The sequence below is a fragment of the Curtobacterium sp. 22159 genome (assembly GCF_052045775.1).
In the GTDB taxonomy this organism is placed as follows: Bacteria; Actinomycetota; Actinomycetes; order Actinomycetales; family Microbacteriaceae; genus Curtobacterium.
Window position 1 is genome coordinate 3,918 of the sequence record NZ_JBQEPN010000007.1, and the last position, 16,499, is coordinate 20,416.

Here is a 16,499-nt window from a genome sequence, read left to right on the forward strand (position 1 = left end):
GGCGCGGCGGGACCGGGCGCGGCGGGACCGGGCGCGGCGGGATCGGCCGGCGGCCTGGCGGCGGGTCAGCCGTCTGGCGTGCTCGACTGCCGCCCCGGCATCCCGGCCGTCACCGCGATCGCGTCGAAGGACTGGCGCGCGGCCTGGCGTGCCGCGGCCGACGCCCCGCTCCGCAACGTGCTGTCCGATCCGCTCGGGCTCCCGGAGCTGCGCGCTCAGGTCGCCGCCCAGCTCGGCCTGAGCCGCGGGTTCGCGCCCGAGGTGGAGCGCATCGTCGTCACCGCCGGCACCGCCGAGGCGCTGTCGCTCGTCGTCGAGGGGCTCCGGAACCACCTCGGGCGGGCGCCGCGCATCGTGGTCGAGGACCCCGGGTACCGCTCCGGTCGGCGGTCGATGACGAGCGCCGGGGCCGAGCTCGTCGGCATCGCGGTGGACGGGGACGGTCTGGACCTCGGGCTCCTGGCCGCGACACCCCGGGTCGACGCCGTCGTGGTCACGCCCACGCACCAGTACCCGCTCGGTTCGGTCATGCCGGTCGCGCGGCGTCACGCGCTCCTCGAGTGGGCCGCCCGCACGGGGACCATCGTGGTCGAGGACGACTACGACTCGGAGTTCCGGCACCGCGGTTCCCCGGTGCCCGCACTCGCCGCGCTCGACACGGCGGGGGTCGTCCTGCACGTCGGCGGCTTCTCGAAGACCCTCGACCCGCGGATCCGCTGCTCGTACGTCGTCCTGCCCGCGCACGGCGCCGCGGCCGACCTCGCCACCGCGGTGACGGCGGCTCGCGGTGCGCGCGGACCGGTCGTCGCGGAGCCGGTGCAGGTCGCGCTCGCGCACCTGCTCCGGTCGGGTGCGCTCCGTCGTCACCTCGGCCGGGTCCGGCGCGACTACACCCACCGCCGTGAGCGGATCGCTGCTCGCCTCGAAGCGGCTGTGGGACTGGAGGCGCGTGCCCTGAACGGTGGTCTGCACGCGGTCGTCACGTGGTCGGGTCCACCGAGCGCCCGGGCCGTCGTCGCCCGGACGGCACGCGGCGGTGTCCTCGTCAGCGCGCTCGGGGAGTACGAGGTCGAGCCGGGCAGCGCACCGCCCGGCGTCGTGCTCGGGTACGGCGCGCTGACGCTGCCGCAGCTCGACCGTGCCCTCGACGTCCTGTTCGACGCGTTCTCGTCGCTCAGTCGCGGCTGAGGTGCTCGCGCACCCGCTCTTGCAGCGCGGACGCCTCGTGGTGGTCCCAGAGCGCGAAGTGCGTCCCGCCGGGCAGCGTCACGAGTTCCGCGCCGGGGATCTGCACCGACGCGCGCAAGCTGTGCGCGGGGACGACGTCGGTGTCCGCGTCACCGTGCACGAGCAGGGTGGGCGTGCGGACGTCGCGGAGTCCGAGGTCCTCGACGGCGCCGAGGTTCCGGACGTCGTTCCGCCACCCCGGTCGGTGTCGGCCCGAGGTGTTGCCGGTCGTCGCCAGATCGAGCACGAACGCACGGCGCACCGGGTCGGCGAGGACGTCCCGTACGTGCTCGTCGAGCCGTCGACGGCGCAGCGAGCTGACACCGGCCTCGGCCACCCGGATCACCACGGCGGGCGCGAGACCGGCCGCGATGCGTGCGGCCGCGGCACCGGCGACGGTGTGCGTCACGACCCACTCGACCGGCGTCACGTGCGGCGGATGCCACCGACCGGTGAGTCCGGCGGCGACCACGAGGGACCGGACGCGCTCGGGGTGGCGGACGGCGAACCGGTAGGCGGCCGGGGCTCCACCGGACCAGGCGAGCACCGCGGCGCGCTCGATCCCGTACCCGTCCAGCACGGCGGCGAACCGGTCGGCCTCGTCGTCGAGCGAGGCGTGCTCGGGGTCGAGCGTGCTGCCGAGGTACCCGGGGCGGGACATCGTGACGACCCGGAAGCGGTCGGAGGGCAGGAAGCGCCCCATCGCCTCCGCGACGTCGATGCCGCCCGGCGTCCCGTGCACGACGAGCACCGGGTCGCCGGTCCCGCGCACGGCCGACTCGGTGACGCCGGCAACGGTGTCCGCCGGTCGGGTCTCGCGCTGCATCACTCGACGATATCCGCGGCGCCCGAGTGTCGCCGCCGACCGTGCAGGGTGTCCCCCGGGTACTCGCCGTACGCCGAGACGTAGGCGCCGGAGAACCGCCCCATGTGCCGGAAGCCGCAGGACTGCGCGATCTCGGCGACCGACGTCTCGTGGGGGTCCGCCAGCTGCAGCCCGAGCCGGGCCTTCGCGAGCCGGAGGTCACGCAGCCATGCCGTGGGTGTGGTGCCCTCGCGTCGCTGGAAGCCCTCCTGGAGGGTCCGGACGCTCACCCCGGCGGCAGTGGCGATCTCGACGGACGCCAACGGTCGGTCGAAGTGCGCCGCCATGAACGCCTTCGCCCGTTCGACCCCGCCGACCGGGATGGTCGGCGACGGGTGCTCCGCCGCCGGACGGAACGCCTCGAGCGCTGCCTCGGCGAGCCGGAGGTCGAGCACGTCGCGGTCCCCGTCGACGACGGACACGTCGAGCATCGGGCGGGCGACCTCACGCAGGACGGACTGCAGGCCGGCGAGACGCTCGGGCGGGATCGCCACGGGGAAGGCGAGCGGCGCCGGGGCTTCGTCGGTGCCGGCGACCGCGACCGCCTCGAGGAAGTCGGCGTCGAAGTGCACGAGGTGCTGGGTCCCGGGCGGCGCCGACGCGTGGAAGGGCCGGCCGGCCGGGTACATGACGGGGACGCCGGGGCGGAGGGTGACGGCGTCGTCCCGGTCGGCGTCGACCACGATGCCGCCCTCGATCGACCAGGCGAGCAGGTACTGCCTCTCCGGGGCGAGCACCCCCGAGCGGTGTGCCGTGACCGACGAAGTGCGCAGGGTCACACGGTCGTCACCGGTGGCGCGGTACCGGAACCCGAAGGGCTGTCCGTCGGGCTCCATGGCCATGTCGTGCCCGTCGTACACGCCGCTGTAGAACGCGAGCGCCTCCTCCGGGTCCGTGCCGGTCCGCACGACCTCGTGGGCCTCCGCGGTCCGACGCGCCGCCACGCGCTCGGCGTCCTCGGCTGTGCCTGTCGACGTCCGAGCCGCGGCGGGGATCACCTGGACCCCGGACCGCCGGTGTCCTGGTCGCCCAGGACGTCGGCGAGCGACGGCTCGGCCTGGACCGGCACCGCCCACCCGCGGCGCGTCGCCCGGCGGAGGTGCCGGTACGTGATCACCCGCACCGGTTGGACGTCATCGTTCGATTCGTAGCTGCTCATGCCGCACTCCCTTCTCGACCCGGGTCCCGCACAGGTCCGACGCCGGACCGGCGCTCCCCGTGACGGTCATCGGTGTCACGGCGCGCGGTGCGAGATCGTCGTGACCGCGACGGTACGCGCCGTTCGCGTGGGGGGTCGAGGGGCCGAGGAGCCCGCGCGATGTGGACACGCACAGGGGAACGCCCCGCCGGAAGGGGGTGCGGCGGGGCGTTCCGGTCGGTGGGAGTCCGGGTCAGCGCTTGACGGCGTCGATCTTGAGCATCTTCGCGATGACCGAGTCGAGCTCGCTGTCGTCGAAGACCTGCTTCCAGTCCTCCTTGATGAGCTTCTCGCGCCCGTAGCCCATCGCGATGTGGCAGGCGTCCGAGAACGGGTTCGACCCGCGCAGACCGTTCGTCAAGGCGATCCAGGTGTGGCCGTAGAGCATCGCGCGGGCTGCCTCGCGGGGGACGCCGACGCCGTTCACCGTCTCCTCGAGCGCGTCGTTGAGGAAGTCGCCGATCATGCAGGCGATCGTCTCCACGAGGGTCGGCTCGAGGACGGCCAGCTGCTTCACGGTCACCCAGTGCACCTGGATGACCGGCGCGTACATCGTCGTGATGACCGCCTCCGCGATGGCCTGCGCCTCGCCCGACTCGTCGCCGAGGGACTCCGAGGGGTCGAACGCGGCGATGACCTCCTGCGGCGCCGCGATGCCACCGAAGGTGTCGTCCCACTCCTCCTTGGTGGTGCGCTCGAGGAAGACCGACGGGTGGCAGGGGTGCGCGACCGCGTAGTGGATGTCGGCGCGTTCCGCGAGCAGCCCGGCGTAGGCGGCGGCCGGGTCGAGCGTGAGGATCGTCGCGCCCGGCTTCATGACCGGGACGAGCTGCTCGGAGATGGTGCCGAGCAGGACGTCCGGCACCGCGAGGACCACGACGTCGGCGGCGGCAGCGGCGTCGGTGCTCTCGATCAGCGACCGGCCGAGGCCGCGGATGCGCTCCTGCCCGGCGGGCGATGCCTCGCTGTACAGCGTCGTGTACTCGCTCTTCGCGAAGTTGTTCGAGACGCGGGTGCCCATCTTGCCGCCCGCACCGATCACGGCGACGGTCACGTCGGCCGTGCCCGATCCGGCGGCGACGGTGTGGGTGATGGCGGTGTCGGTCATGATTCCTTGCTCCTGATGTACTCGATGGTGTGTCCGGTCCACTCCGCCTCGACACGGGTGGTGGTCTGTGCGGGCGTCTCGTCGCCCTGCGGTCGTGCTCCGGCCGTGGCGTCCTGCCACGGCAGCCAGAACTCGATGACGCGGTTGATCCCCCGACGCGCCGGGTCGAGGGCGGCCCGCACGGCGTCGTAGTCGAGGATCCCGGTGCCGGTGCGGACGCCGGTGTACTGGAACCCGACCCAGCCCGGTGAGCGGGTGAACCCGGAGTCCTTCACGTGCCAGTTGCGCGTGTACGGGGCGCAGCGGGCGACGACGTCGGCGGGGTGCTCGAGGGCCGCGACGGTGTTGGCCGGGTCGAGGCAGATCCCGAGCGCCGGGCTGTCGATGCGTGCCACGACGTCGACGAGTGCCTCGCTCGGCACGACCTCGTACGTCTCGAGTGCGAGGGTGACCCCGGCAGCCTCGTACGCGGGGAGCACGGCGCGGAGCCGTGCCTCGGTCGTGGCCGCGTCCGGCAGGTCGTCGCCGGAACCCCACATCGACCGGACGAGCGTCACGCCGAGCTGCTCGGCGATGGCGAGGTACCGGGCGAGGTGCTCCGGCGCGGTGCCACGGGTGCCGATCTCCAGCGTCAGGCCGAGGTCGGCCGCCAGGTGCCGGATCGCCACGAGTCGGTCGTCGGACGCGGTGTCGAGCGGCAGGTGGTCGCAGATCTGGAACAGGTCGACGCCGTCGTGGGAGGCGGCATCGCGCAGGACGTCCTCGAGGGACATCGGCGACGGGACCCGCTCCGACATGCGCCAGGTGTACGCGTAGGTGGAGAGGCCGAGCAGGCTCGTCATGCGTGCACCCCGCTCTCCATCAGTGCCGAGGCCTCGTCGAGGACGGTCCGGATCGCCGCCGGGTCGTGCGCGAACCGCCCGAGGAACAGGCCGCCGATCCGTCCGCCCCCACGGGTGAGGAGACCGGGGCCGGCACTGCCGCCGTAGATCACCGTCGAGCCGCTCAGGACGGGTCGCGCGGCGAGGTCGTCTTCGATGCCCGCGAGCACCTCGACGATGTGCTCGTCGGGTGCCGGTGCGGGGGCGCCGATCGCCCAGACGGGCTCGTACGCCACGATCACGGGACCGGCGATGCCGTCCGCGGTCGCACTGGCGAGGAAGCGGTCGAGCTGCGCCGTCACCTCCGCCGCGGCGTCCGCACCGGAGGCGCGGCTCGTCTCCCCAACGCAGACGAGCGGGAGCAGGTGGTTGCGGAAGGCCGCGTGGACCTTCCCGGCGATCTCGTCGTCGCGCTCGTGGAAGAGCGTGCGCCGTTCGGCGTGCGCGATCTCGACCAGGTCCACGCCGATCTCCGCCAGCTCACGACCGGACACCTCACCCGTGAAGGCACCCTCGTCGGCCCATGCGAGGTCCTGCGCGCCGAGCAGCACCGGCGTGTCGGCGAGCAGGTCGTGCACGGGCACGAGCGACGGGAACGTGGGGATCACGAAGAACCGCACGGCACCGCTCCGGACCGCCGGGTGCTCTCCTGCGATCCCGGCCACGGCGGCAGCCCACTCGAGCGTCCGGGCGTGACCGAAGTACATCTTGAGCGACACCCCGATCGTCAGCGGGGTGCCTGCCGTGGACGGGGGCATCAGGCGTCGGTCCCCACCGGGGCGGAGCCGTCGTACTCGCAGATCGCGGCGACCTTCTCGGCGGAGGCGCTCGTCGGGTCGAACGTGTAGCCGAGCCACTCCTTCGCCATCCGGCGGGCGACCTCGACGCCGACGACCCGCTGCCCCATGCAGAGCACCTGGGCGTCGTTCGACAGGATCGAGCGCTCCACGGAGAACGAGTCGTGCGCGGTGACCGCTCGGATGCCCGGGACCTTGTTCGCGGCGATCGCCACGCCGAGTCCGGTGCCGCAGACCAGGATCGCCCGGTCGGCCTCGCCGTCGGCGACCATCCGCGCGGCGTCCACGGCGACGTGCGGGTACGCCGTGTGACCGTCGGCGTCCACGCCCACGTCCACCACGGAGGCGACGCGGGGGTCGGCCTCGAGGTCCCGCTTGATGATCTCCTTGTAGTCGAACCCGGCGTCGTCGGACCCGACGACGAGACGGAACTGCTGCGCAGCCATGGTGGCCTTCCTTACTTCTCGTGGAGCGTCGCGAGGACCGCGGCGGTGATGAGGGCGAACGAGATCGCGCCCGCGTCCGGCGTGCCGACAGCGTCCTCGCCGTGGGTGCGTGCCCGCCCCATCCGGGGCAGGAGGTCGGCGGTCGCGTCGGCAGCGGTGGTCGCGGCGGAGGAGGCCGCGGACCAGGCGGCGACGAGGCCGTCCCCCGCCGCCACGCGGGCGGTGAGCACCTCGTCGAACGGCACGAGCGCGTCCACCATCGTCTTGTCGCCGGGCACGGCGCCGAACGCGAGGACCGCCTCGACGGCAGCGTGCACCGCCTCCGCGACGGTGGCGGCCGACGGGCGCGACTCGTCCCCGATGACGCGACCGAGTGCCTCCAGTGCGGCGCCCCAGATCGCTCCGGAGGTGCCGCCGGCCTTGTCCGACCAGGCGTCGCCCGCGATCGCGAGGACGGAGCCGGCTCCGGCGCCACGGGCGGCAGCGTCCTGCGCTGCGGCGTCCGCGGCGGTGGACCCGCGCTGCATGCCGATCCCGTGGTCGCCGTCCCCGGCGACGGCGTCGATGCGGCCGAGTTCGTCGACGTGCTCGTCGACGGTGGTCCGGACGGCGGCGATCGCGGTGGCGACGCGTGCGGCGGACACCTGGGATTCCTCGGTGCCGGCGGTGACGGGGACGGCCTGGTCGGCTTCGCGCACCTCGTCGGGGACCGGCTCGGAGGCCACCGCGCCGCCCTTGCGGTACGCGGGAGCGTCGGCGGGAGCGGCCCAGAGCGCTTCGAGTTCCTCGTCGAGCCAGAACAGCGTGAGCGAGACGCCGGCCATGTCGAAGCTCGTGACGAGCTCGCCGACCTCGGGCTCGACCACGACCGCGCCGGCGTCCGCGAGCAGGCGCTCGACGGCCGAGTAGACCACGAAGAGCTCCTCGTACTTGACGCTCCCGAGGCCGTTGAGGATCGGGACGACGCGGGCCCCGGACGCGGTGACCCCGACCGGCAGTTCGCCGAGGAGTCGCTCGACGAGCAGGTCCGCCAGTCCGGACGCGCTCGGGACGTCGGCCTCGCCGATCCCCCGCTCGCCGTGGATGCCCATCCCGATCGCCATGCGTCCCTCGGGCACGATGAACAGGGGCTCGTCCGCACCGGGGAGCGAGCAGCCGGAGAACGCGACCCCGAAGGAACGGGTGCGGTCGTTGGCACGACGGGCGATCGCCGCGACCGAGTCGAGGTCGTCGCCGCGTTCGGCCGCGGCCCCCGCGACCTTGAACACGCAGAGGTCGCCGGCGATGCCGCGCCGCTCGTGCGCCCGGTCGGCCGGGGCGCTCGCCACGTCGTCGGTCACCCGGACGGTCCGGACGTCGATGCCGGCCGCGGTGAGCGCCCGGGACGCGGCGTCGAAGTTGAGGACGTCACCGGCGTAGTTGCCGTAGGACAGGAGGACTCCCCCGCCGTGCTCGCTCGCCGTCGCGACCGCGGTGACCTGCTGTGCGCTCGGGCTGGCGAAGAGGTTGCCCATCGCCGCTCCGGCCGCGAGACCGTGTCCGACGAGGCCGCCGAACGCGGGGTAGTGTCCCGATCCGCCGCCGATCACCAGCGCGACCGTGCCGTCGGGGCTCGTGGTGGAGCGTGCGACGCCGCCGTGCACCCGCCGGACCCGGGACCGGTTCGCGGCCACGAAGCCGTCGACCATCTCGTCGGCGAAGTCCGCGGGGTCGTTGAACAGGCGGGTCACGCGATCGTCTCCTGGGCGGTCGGGGCGGCTGCGGCTGCGGCGTCCTGGCGCTTCGAGTTCCTCCCGAGCACGACCATGAGGACGCTCGACAGGACCATGAAGAACCCGACGATGAACATCGGCACCTGGTAGCCGCCGGTCCACTCGCTCACGGCGCCGGTGATGTACGGGGCCGCGAAGCCGCCGAGGTTGCCGATCGTGTTGATGAGCGCGACGCCGGCGGCCGCGGCGGCACCGGTGAGGAACTGGGTGGGGACCGTCCAGAAGTTCGGCAGCGCGGCGAAGATCGAGCACGCCGTGACGGCGATCACCGCGACCGTGGCCGCCGGGCTGGCCATGTAGAGGGCGACCGGGATGCTGAGACCACCGACGAGCGCCGGGACCGCGATGTGCCACACCCGGACACCACGGCGGAAGGCGTCACGCGACCAGAAGTACAGGACGACGGCGGCCGGGACGTACGGGATGGCCGTGATGAGGCCCTTCTGGAACAGGTCGAACGTCGTGCCGAACTGCTCCTGGAAGCCGTCGATGATCGTCGGCAGGAAGAAGCTCAGCGCGTACAGGCCGTAGATGAAGCCGAAGTACACCGCGGCGAGCATCCACACCCGCCCGGACCCGAACGCCGCGCGCAGGCCGCCCTTGCCGTGGTCGGCGCCGCGCTTGGCCTCGTTCTCGCTCGCGAGCGCACCCTCGAGCCACAGCTTCTCGTCCTCGTCGAGCCACTTCGCCTGCGACGGCTTGTCCTTGAGCACGACGAGGCAGAGGATGCCGACGATGATCGCCGGGATCGAGACGCAGAGGAACATGAAGCGCCACCCGGCCAGGCCGCCGAGCAGCCCCTCGTGCGTCATGAGCCACCCGGCGAGCGGCGAACCGATCACGCTGGTGAGCGGCTGCGCCAGGTAGAAGAGCGCGAGCATCTTGCCGCGGTGCCGCGCCGGGACCCAGGTGGAGAGGAAGAGGATCGCGCCCGGGAAGAACCCGGCCTCGGCGACACCGAGCAGGAAGCGCAGACCGACGAGCTGCGGGTAGTTCTGCACCCAGGTGAAGAGCAGGGACACGATGCCCCACGTGATCATGATGCGGGCGAGCCACACGCGGGCGCCGAACTTGTGCAGGGCCAGGTTGGAGGGCACCTCGAGCACGAGGTAGCCGATGAAGAACACGCCGGACGCGAACCCGAACTGGGCGGCGGTCAGACCGAGATCGGTCTCCATGCCGTTCGGTGCCGCGAAGGAGATCGCGGTGCGGTCCAGGAAGTTGATGAAGAACATCAGTGCCACGAACGGCACGATGCGGATCGCGATCTTGCGGATGGCCGTCTTCTCGACGACCGAGGTGGGGATGCCTCGTGTGGCGGGGATGTCCACGATGACTCCTGCTCGGGTGGGGTGGGGCCTCCCCGATCGCTGCTGCGCGTGACGGGGAGTGGGCGCATCGGTGCGCAGGTCCAGTGTGGAGCGACATCGACTAACTTGTCAACCGGTTGACCATTTCACGCGGTGCCTCGGCGTCGCGGCTCGCTCGCGCCTCCGGCGAGAACCGGTTGACCGGACGGTACGCTCACTGCATGCCCGCGTTCAGCGAGAACGACCCCCTCAACATCCGGCTCGAACTCGAGTCCGTGCCGGCCGGCTCCCCCGCGTCCGAGGTGGCCCGCCAACTCGTGTCGCTGCTCACCGCGGGCGACCTCGCACCCGGATCGCGCCTCCCCTCGGAGCGGGTGCTGGCTGAACGCCTCGGGGTGGGCCGGTCCGCCGTGCGTGAGGCGCTCGCGGCACTCGAGATCCTCGGCATCGTGCAGATCCGCCCGGGCTCCGGGACGTACCTGCAGGGTGGCACGTCCGACCTCCTGCCGACGACGCTGTCGTGGGGGCTCATGCTCGCGTCGAACCGGACACGCGAGCTGTTGGAGGTCCGGTCTTCCCTCGAGCGCACGGCGGCGATCCTCGCGGCGCAGCGCGCCACCGACGACGAACTCGACGCCCTCGGTACGACACTCGACCAGCAGGCGGCGACGCTCGACGCCCCCGCCGACTTCATCGAGGCCGACGTCCGCTTCCACGTCCTGCTCGCCCGCGCCGGCGGCAACGACGTGCTCGGGGACCTGCTGCAGAGCCTCCGGTCGATGCTCAGCGTCTGGGTCGGCCGCCGGGTCACGACGCGTGAGGCGACCGAGGCCGCCTACCGCGAGCACCGGGCGGTGTACGACGCGATGCGCGCCCGCGACGTCGCCGCGACGCAGCGCGCGATGGACGAGCACATGGCCACGGCGAGCGCCCGGATCGAGAACGCCGAGCCGGTTCCCCAGGACGAGACGGCGACGGCCTAGCCACGCTGCGGACGGGAGGCGCGGTGCCGGGCCGAGTGGCGCCTCCCGTCCGACGGTGCGACCGTCACGAGTCGACGCTGCCTGCCGCCGCTGCGTTGCCGGTCCGGCAACGGGGCTTGCCACACCGATCCGCTTCCGGTCCACTGGTCGCGTGCACGAACACGATGTGGGACCACACACCGACGACGCGCGGACCTGGTGGGAGGCCCGCTACGCCGAACGCGACGGGATCTGGTCCGGCCGGGTGAACGCCGTCCTCGCTTCGGTGGCGTCCGCGACCCCCGTCGGGCGGGCGCTCGACCTCGGGTGCGGCGAGGGTGGGGACGTGGTCTGGCTCGCCGAGCAGGGCTGGGACGCGGTGGGGGTCGACCTCTCCGTGACCGCGATCGAGCGTGGATCCCGTGCGGCCGTCACCGCCGGGGTCGAGGAGCGGACGGCGTTCGTGGCGGCGGACCTCGCGGCGTGGGACTCGGCGGCGCGGTTCGAGCTCGTGACCGCGTCGTTCCTGCAGTCGTGGCCGGTCGCGATCCCGCGCGGGGACATCCTCCGTCGGGCGACGACGTTCGTGGCACCGGGCGGACACCTGCTCGTGACCGCGCACGCCGCGCCGCCGCACGGCGACCTGCCGGAGGAGATGCGGGAGTACCGCCTCCCACGGCGGTCGATGACCTGGCAGCGCTCGACCTCGACGACGGATGGGACGTGGTCGAGGCCGCGGAGCGCCCCCGGACCGCCACCGGACCGGACGGGCACGAGCACCGGACCGTGGACAGCGTGGTGCTGGTCCGACGCCGGTGAGGGCGGACCGCGACTCCCCGCGCGCACCGCTAGCCTCGTCGGATGGCCACGATCCGCAGCGCAGCTCCGACCGACCACGACGCGATCCTCGGCGTCTGGCGGCGAGCGGTCGAGGCCACGCACCCGTTCCTCTCCCCGGCGGACGTCGACGACCTCGGGAAGGACGTCGAACGGTACCTCCCGCTCATGCCGGACCTGCGCGTCGCGGTCGACGCCGATCGCGTCCTCGGGTTCGCGGCGGCCGACGGTGACACCGTGGAGATGCTCTTCGTCGACCCGTCGGTGCACCGCTCCGGCGTCGGCACCGCCCTCCTCGACGCCGTGACCGCCGGACACGACGTGGTGCACCTCGACGTGAACGAGCAGAACCCGACCGCCCGGCGCTACTACGCCGCACGTGGCTTCCTGCCGGTCTCGCGTTCCGCCACGGACGGCGAGGGTCGGGCGTTCCCCGTGCTCCACCTCGAACGGCGGGTGCTGACGGAGCCGTCCGGCGGACGCGAGGACTGGGAGCGGCGGGTCGCCGACCTGTGGGCGGACGAGTCGATCGGCGACCAGGAGCGGATCGGGCGCACGGGACTGCTCGCGGCGGCCGCCCCGCACCCGGCCCTCGGCGCGTTCGAGCTCGGCGGGAGCCTCGACTCCGCCGGGTACGAGGTCGAGGCCGACGTCCACTACGCGGCCGCCACCGCCGCCGGACTCGCCGACGTCGACCCCGCCCGCGCCGCGCAACTCGTCGTCCAGCACGCGTCCACGCTCCGGAACCTCGGCCGGACGGACGAGGCCGTCGTCATGCTCCGGGAGGCGCCCTCCCACCCGAGCACGGGAGCGGCTCCGCGGGTGTTCCTCGCGCTCGCGCTCCACAGCGCCGGTCGCTCGGCGGAAGCACTGCGGGTCGCGATCGAGGCCGTCGAGCCCACCCTGCCGCGCTACAACCGCTCGGTCCGCGCCTACGCCGCCGCCCTCACCGAGGACTGATCAGGCGCGTCGCTCCGACCGGTCGAGCGGGATGGAGTCGTTCGTCGTGCGGAGCGACTCCTGCCGGAGCTCGAGCTGCGTGACCGCGAGGGCGGCCAGGTCCCGCAGGTTCTCGAGGTCCGCCTGGGTCGCTTCCCGCGGCCGGGTGTCCAGCACCGCGAGGGTCCCGATCGCCGTCCCGTCGTGCTTCACGAGCGGCACGCTCACGTAGAACCGGATACCGAGCGGACCGGTCACGAGCGGACTGGTCTGCATCTCCGGGTGCGCCAGTCCGTCGGGGATCACGACCGGGACGGGCACCGGTGCGAAGCCGTTCCGGAAGCTGATGCTCCGCGCCGCGTCGTCCACGCCCTCGGCGATCCAGGACTGCGACCACTCGCGGTCGTCGTCGAGCACCTCGACCAGGGCGATCGGGGCGTCGAACAGCCGCGCGGCCATGGCGGTGGTGCGCTGCAGGGCCTCGTCGGGGAGTTCGTCGAGCGTCGCCGGCCGGTCCCCGGTCGCCGGGCGGTCGCCGGTCGCAGGGCGGTCGCCGGTCGTCGCTCTGCCCTGGGGTGCGTGCGCTCCCTGGCCGCTCGTGTCGACGACGTGGTCCTCCGTCGCGGTCTCGGCGATGACGACATCGCGGAGCATCGCCACGAGTTCGCCGCCGAGCGGACGGTCGCGTGCGTCCTGCGCCGTCATCGCCCGGAGCACGACCTTCCAGTGCTCGGGCAAGGGCTCGGGCACGACCGGGTCGCGCGACAGCCGTGCCACGGCGGACTCGACCAGCGAACCGGGGAACTCGCGGCGACGGGTGAAGCACTGCAGGAGCACCAACCCGAGCGAGTACACGTCACTCGCCGGTCCGACGTCGCCGCCGCGCGCCTGCTCCGGACTGAGGTACGCGGCGGTGCCGGTCGTCACACCGTCCGCGGTCAACCGTTCGACGCCCTCGGCGAGCGCGATGCCGAAGTCCGTCAGGCGGGCACGCGCACGGTCGGAGTCGTTGCCGTAGTCGACGAGCAGGATGTTCGACGGCTTGATGTCACGGTGCACGACGCCGTGCGCATGGATGTAGTGCAGCGCCTCTGCCATGTCGTAGCCGATCTCGGCGATGTGCCGTGCGGCGAGCGGTCCGGCCGACAGGCGCGCTTCGAGGTCCTGGCCGACGACGAGCGCCATCACGAGGTACCGCTGGCGGGCGCCGTCGGGTCCGGTGAGCACGCCCGCGTCGAGCAGGCCGACGAGGTTGTGGTGTTCGAGCGAGGCGAGGACGCCGAGCTCGGCCTCCTGCCGGGCGATGTCGACGGAGCCCTGGTGGAAGACCTTCAGCGCGACGGGGCGGCCCAGCGTCTCGTCGACGGCGCGGTACACGACCGACATCCCGCCGCGGCCGATGGCCGACTCGACCCGGTACCGACCGTCGAGCAGCGGGCGGCTCGTCTCCACGTCCTCAGTCGGACCCATGCAACCCTCGTCTCGAATCCGACCTACCGATGATGCATCTTCGCACCCCCGGGCCGGTTGCGCCGCCAGCGCCACGTTCTGCGGCTCAACCGCCGCCGCGTGCTCACCCCCGGACCGATCGGACCGTGCTCACCCGCAGGTCGTCGAACGTGCTCGTGAACCCTGCCCCGCCGAGCGAGATGAGCCCGATCCGCGGACTCGTCCCGAGGTCTGCCGTCCAGGTGCCGCCACGCACGAAGTGGCGGCCGTCGACGCTCGTGGACGCGGTGTAGCGGTCCTCGCCGTCGACGAGCCGGTGGACGATCCGCAGGGTGGTCCGGTCCCCCACCGGTCCGACGACCATGTTCCCGTAGTTCGGTGCTCCCGCGGGCTGCGGCGTGACCTCCTTGCCGAACTCGGTCTGCCGGGTGTCGAAGATCGAGTTCGAGACGAGGCGGAGGGAGTTGCCGTCGTCCCCGTACACGATGAGTCCGCCCTGCACGTAGTTCATCCCGTCGCCGGTGGCCGGGGTGTCCACCGCGACGGTCGTCTCGACCACGTAGTCCCCGCGCGGTGCCGGCTCGGAGAGCACCGACGCGAGCGGTGTCGCCGGCGGGTGCAGGTCGGCGGCCTGGGTCTGCCACCGCAGCGTCCCGTCGGCGACCGTCCAGGTCGACGGGTCGGGTTCCCGGGTCCAGGTCAGCGACGGTGGCAGTGCGCTGCCGTCGAACGAGGTCGACGCCGCGCGGATCGGACGACCGGGGACGTCCACCGGTGCGAGGACGGGCCGGTAGGAGGGCCGCTGCCCGGGCTGCGTGACGGGGCCGGGCTGCACGGTGTCGGACGGTCCGGCCCCGCCGCGGACCACGGGCCAGCCGTCCACCCAGTCGAGCGGGTCGATGAGGACCGGACGCTTCGTGTAGGTCCCCTGCCCGGCGTAGTACGGATCGGCGCGGTCGACCGCGTGGTACACGATCCAGTCCTGACCGGCGAGGTCGGTCACGACCGTGTTGTGCCCGGTCCCCACCCAGCGGTTCCCGTTCTGGGCGAGCAGCGGCGTCCCACCGACCCGTGTGCTCGTGATCGCGACGCCGTCCTGGTCCGTGAACGGACCGAGCGGGCTGCGTGACCGGGCGACGAACACCCCGTAGCCGGTGAGGGCGCCGTTGCAGCAGTTCGTGGCGGAGCCCGTGAAGTACCACCAGCCGTCGTGCTGCATCAGGTACGTGCCCTCGTACCGGTTGTCGATCGCGATCTGCCGCTCGGTCGACGGGATCGACCGCAGTCCGTCCGAGCTGAGCCGTCGGACGTGCACTCCGCCGAAGTAGCTGCCGAAGTACAGGTAGGTGACGCCGTGGTCGGTGATCACCTCGGGGTCGAACTCCCACCGCTGCCCCGCACCGTTCGGCGCCGGCTGGGCTGCCACCACGGGGCCTCCGGCGTCGGTCCACGGCCCGGTCGGGCTGGAGCTCGTCGCGACGCCGACGGCCGAGCCGCCTCCCGTCGGCGCCGTCGCGGTCGGGGTGTCGGACGCGGCGTAGTAGAGGTACCAGGTGCCGGGACGGCCGTGGCTCCCCGCGCGGTACACGACGTCGGGTGCCCAGATGCCGTTCGCGTCCCCGACCCAGGACGGCTTCGTCGGGAACGCGTCGTCGACGTACGTCCAGTGCGTGAGGTCGTCGGAACGGTAGGTCGGCACCCCGTGCTGCACGAGCGAGCCGTCCGGGTTCTGCTCCGTCGTCGTGAGGGCGTCCGTCGTGCAGTACAGGTACCAGGAGCGATCCCGCCCGACGCCGCGGACGACGCTCGGGTCGGCGCAGCTGGCGGCCGTCTGCCCGCCCGGCAGGGCGAGCGTCATCGGGTTCTGGTGCGTCGGCGCGGTCCCGACGTGGACGGACGTCCTCCCTGCGGCGCGCGCCGGTGCCGCACCGACGCCGGCCTGGAGGAACGCGGTCGCGAGACCCGCGACCGTCGCGATCGCGAGGAGTGCCTTGACTGGTCGGCGCACGGTTGACCTGCTCTCGTCGTCGAGGAGCGTGCTGACGAGCGCGAGCGTACGCTCGGCGCCATCGGTCGGTCGGACGAGGGAGTCGCTGTGCCAGCACGCTTCGTGTACTGGATGAACGTGTCGCTCGACGGCTTCATCGAAGCGCGTCCGGGTGAGCACGGCACGCTCGAGGGACCGGGGTGGATCCGGATCGACGAGCAACTGCACCGGTTCTTCAACGAGCGGGCCGCGGCACAGACGATGGCGGTCGAGGGACGGGTGGTCCACGACATGATGGACCCGTTCTGGCCGGACGCCCGGACGGACGCGTCGCTGCCCGCGTACCTCCGGGAGTACGGCGAGATCTGGACCGCGAAGCCGAAGGTCCTCGTGTCGCGCTCACGCACCGCCGCTGATCACGACACGCGGATCATCGGCGAGGACGCGATCGCACGACTCGCCGAGCTCCGTGCGGAGTCCGAGGGGGACATCGGCGTCGGTGGGGCGAACCTCGCGACGCAGCTGCTCGCCGCGGGGCTGCTCGACGAGCTCATGCTGTTCACCCACCCGGCACTGCTCGGCGTGGGGCGACCGCTCTTCGACTCCCCCGCGGACGCGATCAGCGAGCCGCTGCAGCTCGACCTGCTCGAGCAGCGGTCGTTCGACAGCGGGGTCGTCATGCACCGGTACGCGATCCGTCACCCGTGACGGACTGGAGGCG

General features: G+C 72.8%; 15 protein-coding genes and 1 pseudogene. 5 read left to right on the forward strand and 11 right to left on the reverse strand.

All coding sequences use genetic code 11. From position 1 onward, the window contains the following. Positions 1-1,188, forward strand: a 1,188-nt coding sequence (locus ACTJKO_RS09530) for a PLP-dependent aminotransferase family protein (RefSeq protein WP_440688035.1), incomplete at its 5' end; no start/stop codon positions are given. Here ACTJKO_RS09530 and ACTJKO_RS09535 read toward each other — a convergent pair. From ACTJKO_RS09535 to ACTJKO_RS09575, 9 genes are all read right to left on the reverse strand, one after another. Next, a complete protein-coding gene (locus ACTJKO_RS09535; RefSeq protein ID WP_440688037.1) occupies positions 1,175-2,053 on the reverse strand; it encodes an alpha/beta fold hydrolase in 879 nt (292 codons plus the stop codon). The two genes, ACTJKO_RS09530 and ACTJKO_RS09535, sit on opposite strands and share 14 nt — an antisense overlap. Further along, entirely contained in the window at positions 2,053-3,036 is a 984-nt protein-coding gene (locus tag ACTJKO_RS09540; protein ID WP_440688038.1) for a helix-turn-helix domain-containing protein, read from the reverse strand. The genes ACTJKO_RS09535 and ACTJKO_RS09540 overlap by 1 nt, the downstream gene beginning before the upstream one ends. A gap of 50 nt (positions 3,037-3,086) precedes the next feature. After that, positions 3,087-3,251, reverse strand: coding sequence for a hypothetical protein (locus ACTJKO_RS09545; protein WP_440688040.1), 165 nt, complete (start codon positions 3,249-3,251; stop codon positions 3,087-3,089). A 232-nt stretch (positions 3,252-3,483) separates the two neighbouring features. Further along, positions 3,484-4,398 (reverse strand): phosphogluconate dehydrogenase C-terminal domain-containing protein, encoded by a 915-nt coding sequence (locus ACTJKO_RS09550; protein WP_440688042.1) that lies wholly within the window; start codon positions 4,396-4,398, stop codon positions 3,484-3,486. Then, on the reverse strand, positions 4,395-5,240 hold the full coding sequence (locus ACTJKO_RS09555) for a sugar phosphate isomerase/epimerase family protein (RefSeq protein WP_440688044.1): 846 nt from the start codon (positions 5,238-5,240) through the stop codon (positions 4,395-4,397). Before ACTJKO_RS09555 ends, ACTJKO_RS09550 begins: the two co-directional genes overlap by 4 nt. Beyond that, a complete protein-coding gene (locus ACTJKO_RS09560) occupies positions 5,237-6,037 on the reverse strand; it encodes a triose-phosphate isomerase family protein (protein WP_440688046.1) in 801 nt (266 codons plus the stop codon). Before ACTJKO_RS09560 ends, ACTJKO_RS09555 begins: the two co-directional genes overlap by 4 nt. Continuing rightward, on the reverse strand, positions 6,037-6,522 hold the full coding sequence (locus tag ACTJKO_RS09565) for a ribose-5-phosphate isomerase (protein WP_440688048.1): 486 nt from the start codon (positions 6,520-6,522) through the stop codon (positions 6,037-6,039). The genes ACTJKO_RS09560 and ACTJKO_RS09565 overlap by 1 nt, the downstream gene beginning before the upstream one ends. A gap of 11 nt (positions 6,523-6,533) precedes the next feature. After that, complete coding sequence (locus ACTJKO_RS09570; RefSeq protein WP_440688050.1) at positions 6,534-8,252, reverse strand: dihydroxyacetone kinase family protein; 1,719 nt, start codon at positions 8,250-8,252, stop codon at positions 6,534-6,536. Next, a complete protein-coding gene (locus tag ACTJKO_RS09575; protein WP_440688052.1) occupies positions 8,249-9,625 on the reverse strand; it encodes an MFS transporter in 1,377 nt (458 codons plus the stop codon). The genes ACTJKO_RS09570 and ACTJKO_RS09575 overlap by 4 nt, the downstream gene beginning before the upstream one ends. Before the next feature lie 200 nt (positions 9,626-9,825). On the opposite strand from ACTJKO_RS09575, the gene ACTJKO_RS09580 reads away from it, so the two are divergent. The 3 genes and pseudogenes from ACTJKO_RS09580 (at position 9,826) to ACTJKO_RS09590 (ending at position 12,363) form a co-directional block, all read left to right on the forward strand. Then, the gene (locus tag ACTJKO_RS09580; RefSeq protein ID WP_440688054.1) at positions 9,826-10,587 is read left to right on the forward strand and encodes a FadR/GntR family transcriptional regulator; all 762 of its coding nucleotides are present in this window, start codon (positions 9,826-9,828) and stop codon (positions 10,585-10,587) included. A gap of 244 nt (positions 10,588-10,831) precedes the next feature. Further along, positions 10,832-11,185, forward strand: a pseudogene (locus ACTJKO_RS09585) (SAM-dependent methyltransferase); the annotation flags it as partial. Between the two features lie 242 nt (positions 11,186-11,427). Further along, entirely contained in the window at positions 11,428-12,363 is a 936-nt protein-coding gene (locus ACTJKO_RS09590) for a tetratricopeptide repeat protein (RefSeq protein ID WP_440688055.1), read from the forward strand. On the opposite strand, the gene ACTJKO_RS09595 is transcribed toward ACTJKO_RS09590, so the two are convergent. Continuing rightward, complete coding sequence (locus ACTJKO_RS09595) at positions 12,364-13,812, reverse strand: protein kinase domain-containing protein (RefSeq protein ID WP_440688057.1); 1,449 nt, start codon at positions 13,810-13,812, stop codon at positions 12,364-12,366. A 103-nt stretch (positions 13,813-13,915) separates the two neighbouring features. Further along, a complete protein-coding gene (locus ACTJKO_RS09600) occupies positions 13,916-15,799 on the reverse strand; it encodes a family 43 glycosylhydrolase (protein WP_440688059.1) in 1,884 nt (627 codons plus the stop codon). 87 nt (positions 15,800-15,886) lie between these two features. Here ACTJKO_RS09600 and ACTJKO_RS09605 point away from each other — a divergent pair, with 87 nt between their 5' ends. Next, entirely contained in the window at positions 15,887-16,486 is a 600-nt protein-coding gene (locus ACTJKO_RS09605; protein WP_440688061.1) for a dihydrofolate reductase family protein, read from the forward strand. Positions 16,487-16,499: the final 13 nt, after the last annotated feature.

Coding starts and splice junctions, on each gene's coding strand:
- ACTJKO_RS09595 (WP_440688057.1), bottom strand. CDS start 13,812: ATGGGTCCGACTGAGGACGTGGAGACGAGCCGCCCGCTGCTCGACGGT.
- ACTJKO_RS09550 (WP_440688042.1), bottom strand. CDS start 4,398: ATGACCGACACCGCCATCACCCACACCGTCGCCGCCGGATCGGGCACG.
- ACTJKO_RS09590 (WP_440688055.1), top strand. CDS start 11,428: ATGGCCACGATCCGCAGCGCAGCTCCGACCGACCACGACGCGATCCTC.
- ACTJKO_RS09580 (WP_440688054.1), top strand. CDS start 9,826: ATGCCCGCGTTCAGCGAGAACGACCCCCTCAACATCCGGCTCGAACTC.
- ACTJKO_RS09535 (WP_440688037.1), bottom strand. CDS start 2,053: ATGCAGCGCGAGACCCGACCGGCGGACACCGTTGCCGGCGTCACCGAG.
- ACTJKO_RS09555 (WP_440688044.1), bottom strand. CDS start 5,240: ATGACGAGCCTGCTCGGCCTCTCCACCTACGCGTACACCTGGCGCATG.
- ACTJKO_RS09565 (WP_440688048.1), bottom strand. CDS start 6,522: ATGGCTGCGCAGCAGTTCCGTCTCGTCGTCGGGTCCGACGACGCCGGG.
- ACTJKO_RS09560 (WP_440688046.1), bottom strand. CDS start 6,037: ATGCCCCCGTCCACGGCAGGCACCCCGCTGACGATCGGGGTGTCGCTC.
- ACTJKO_RS09545 (WP_440688040.1), bottom strand. CDS start 3,251: ATGAGCAGCTACGAATCGAACGATGACGTCCAACCGGTGCGGGTGATC.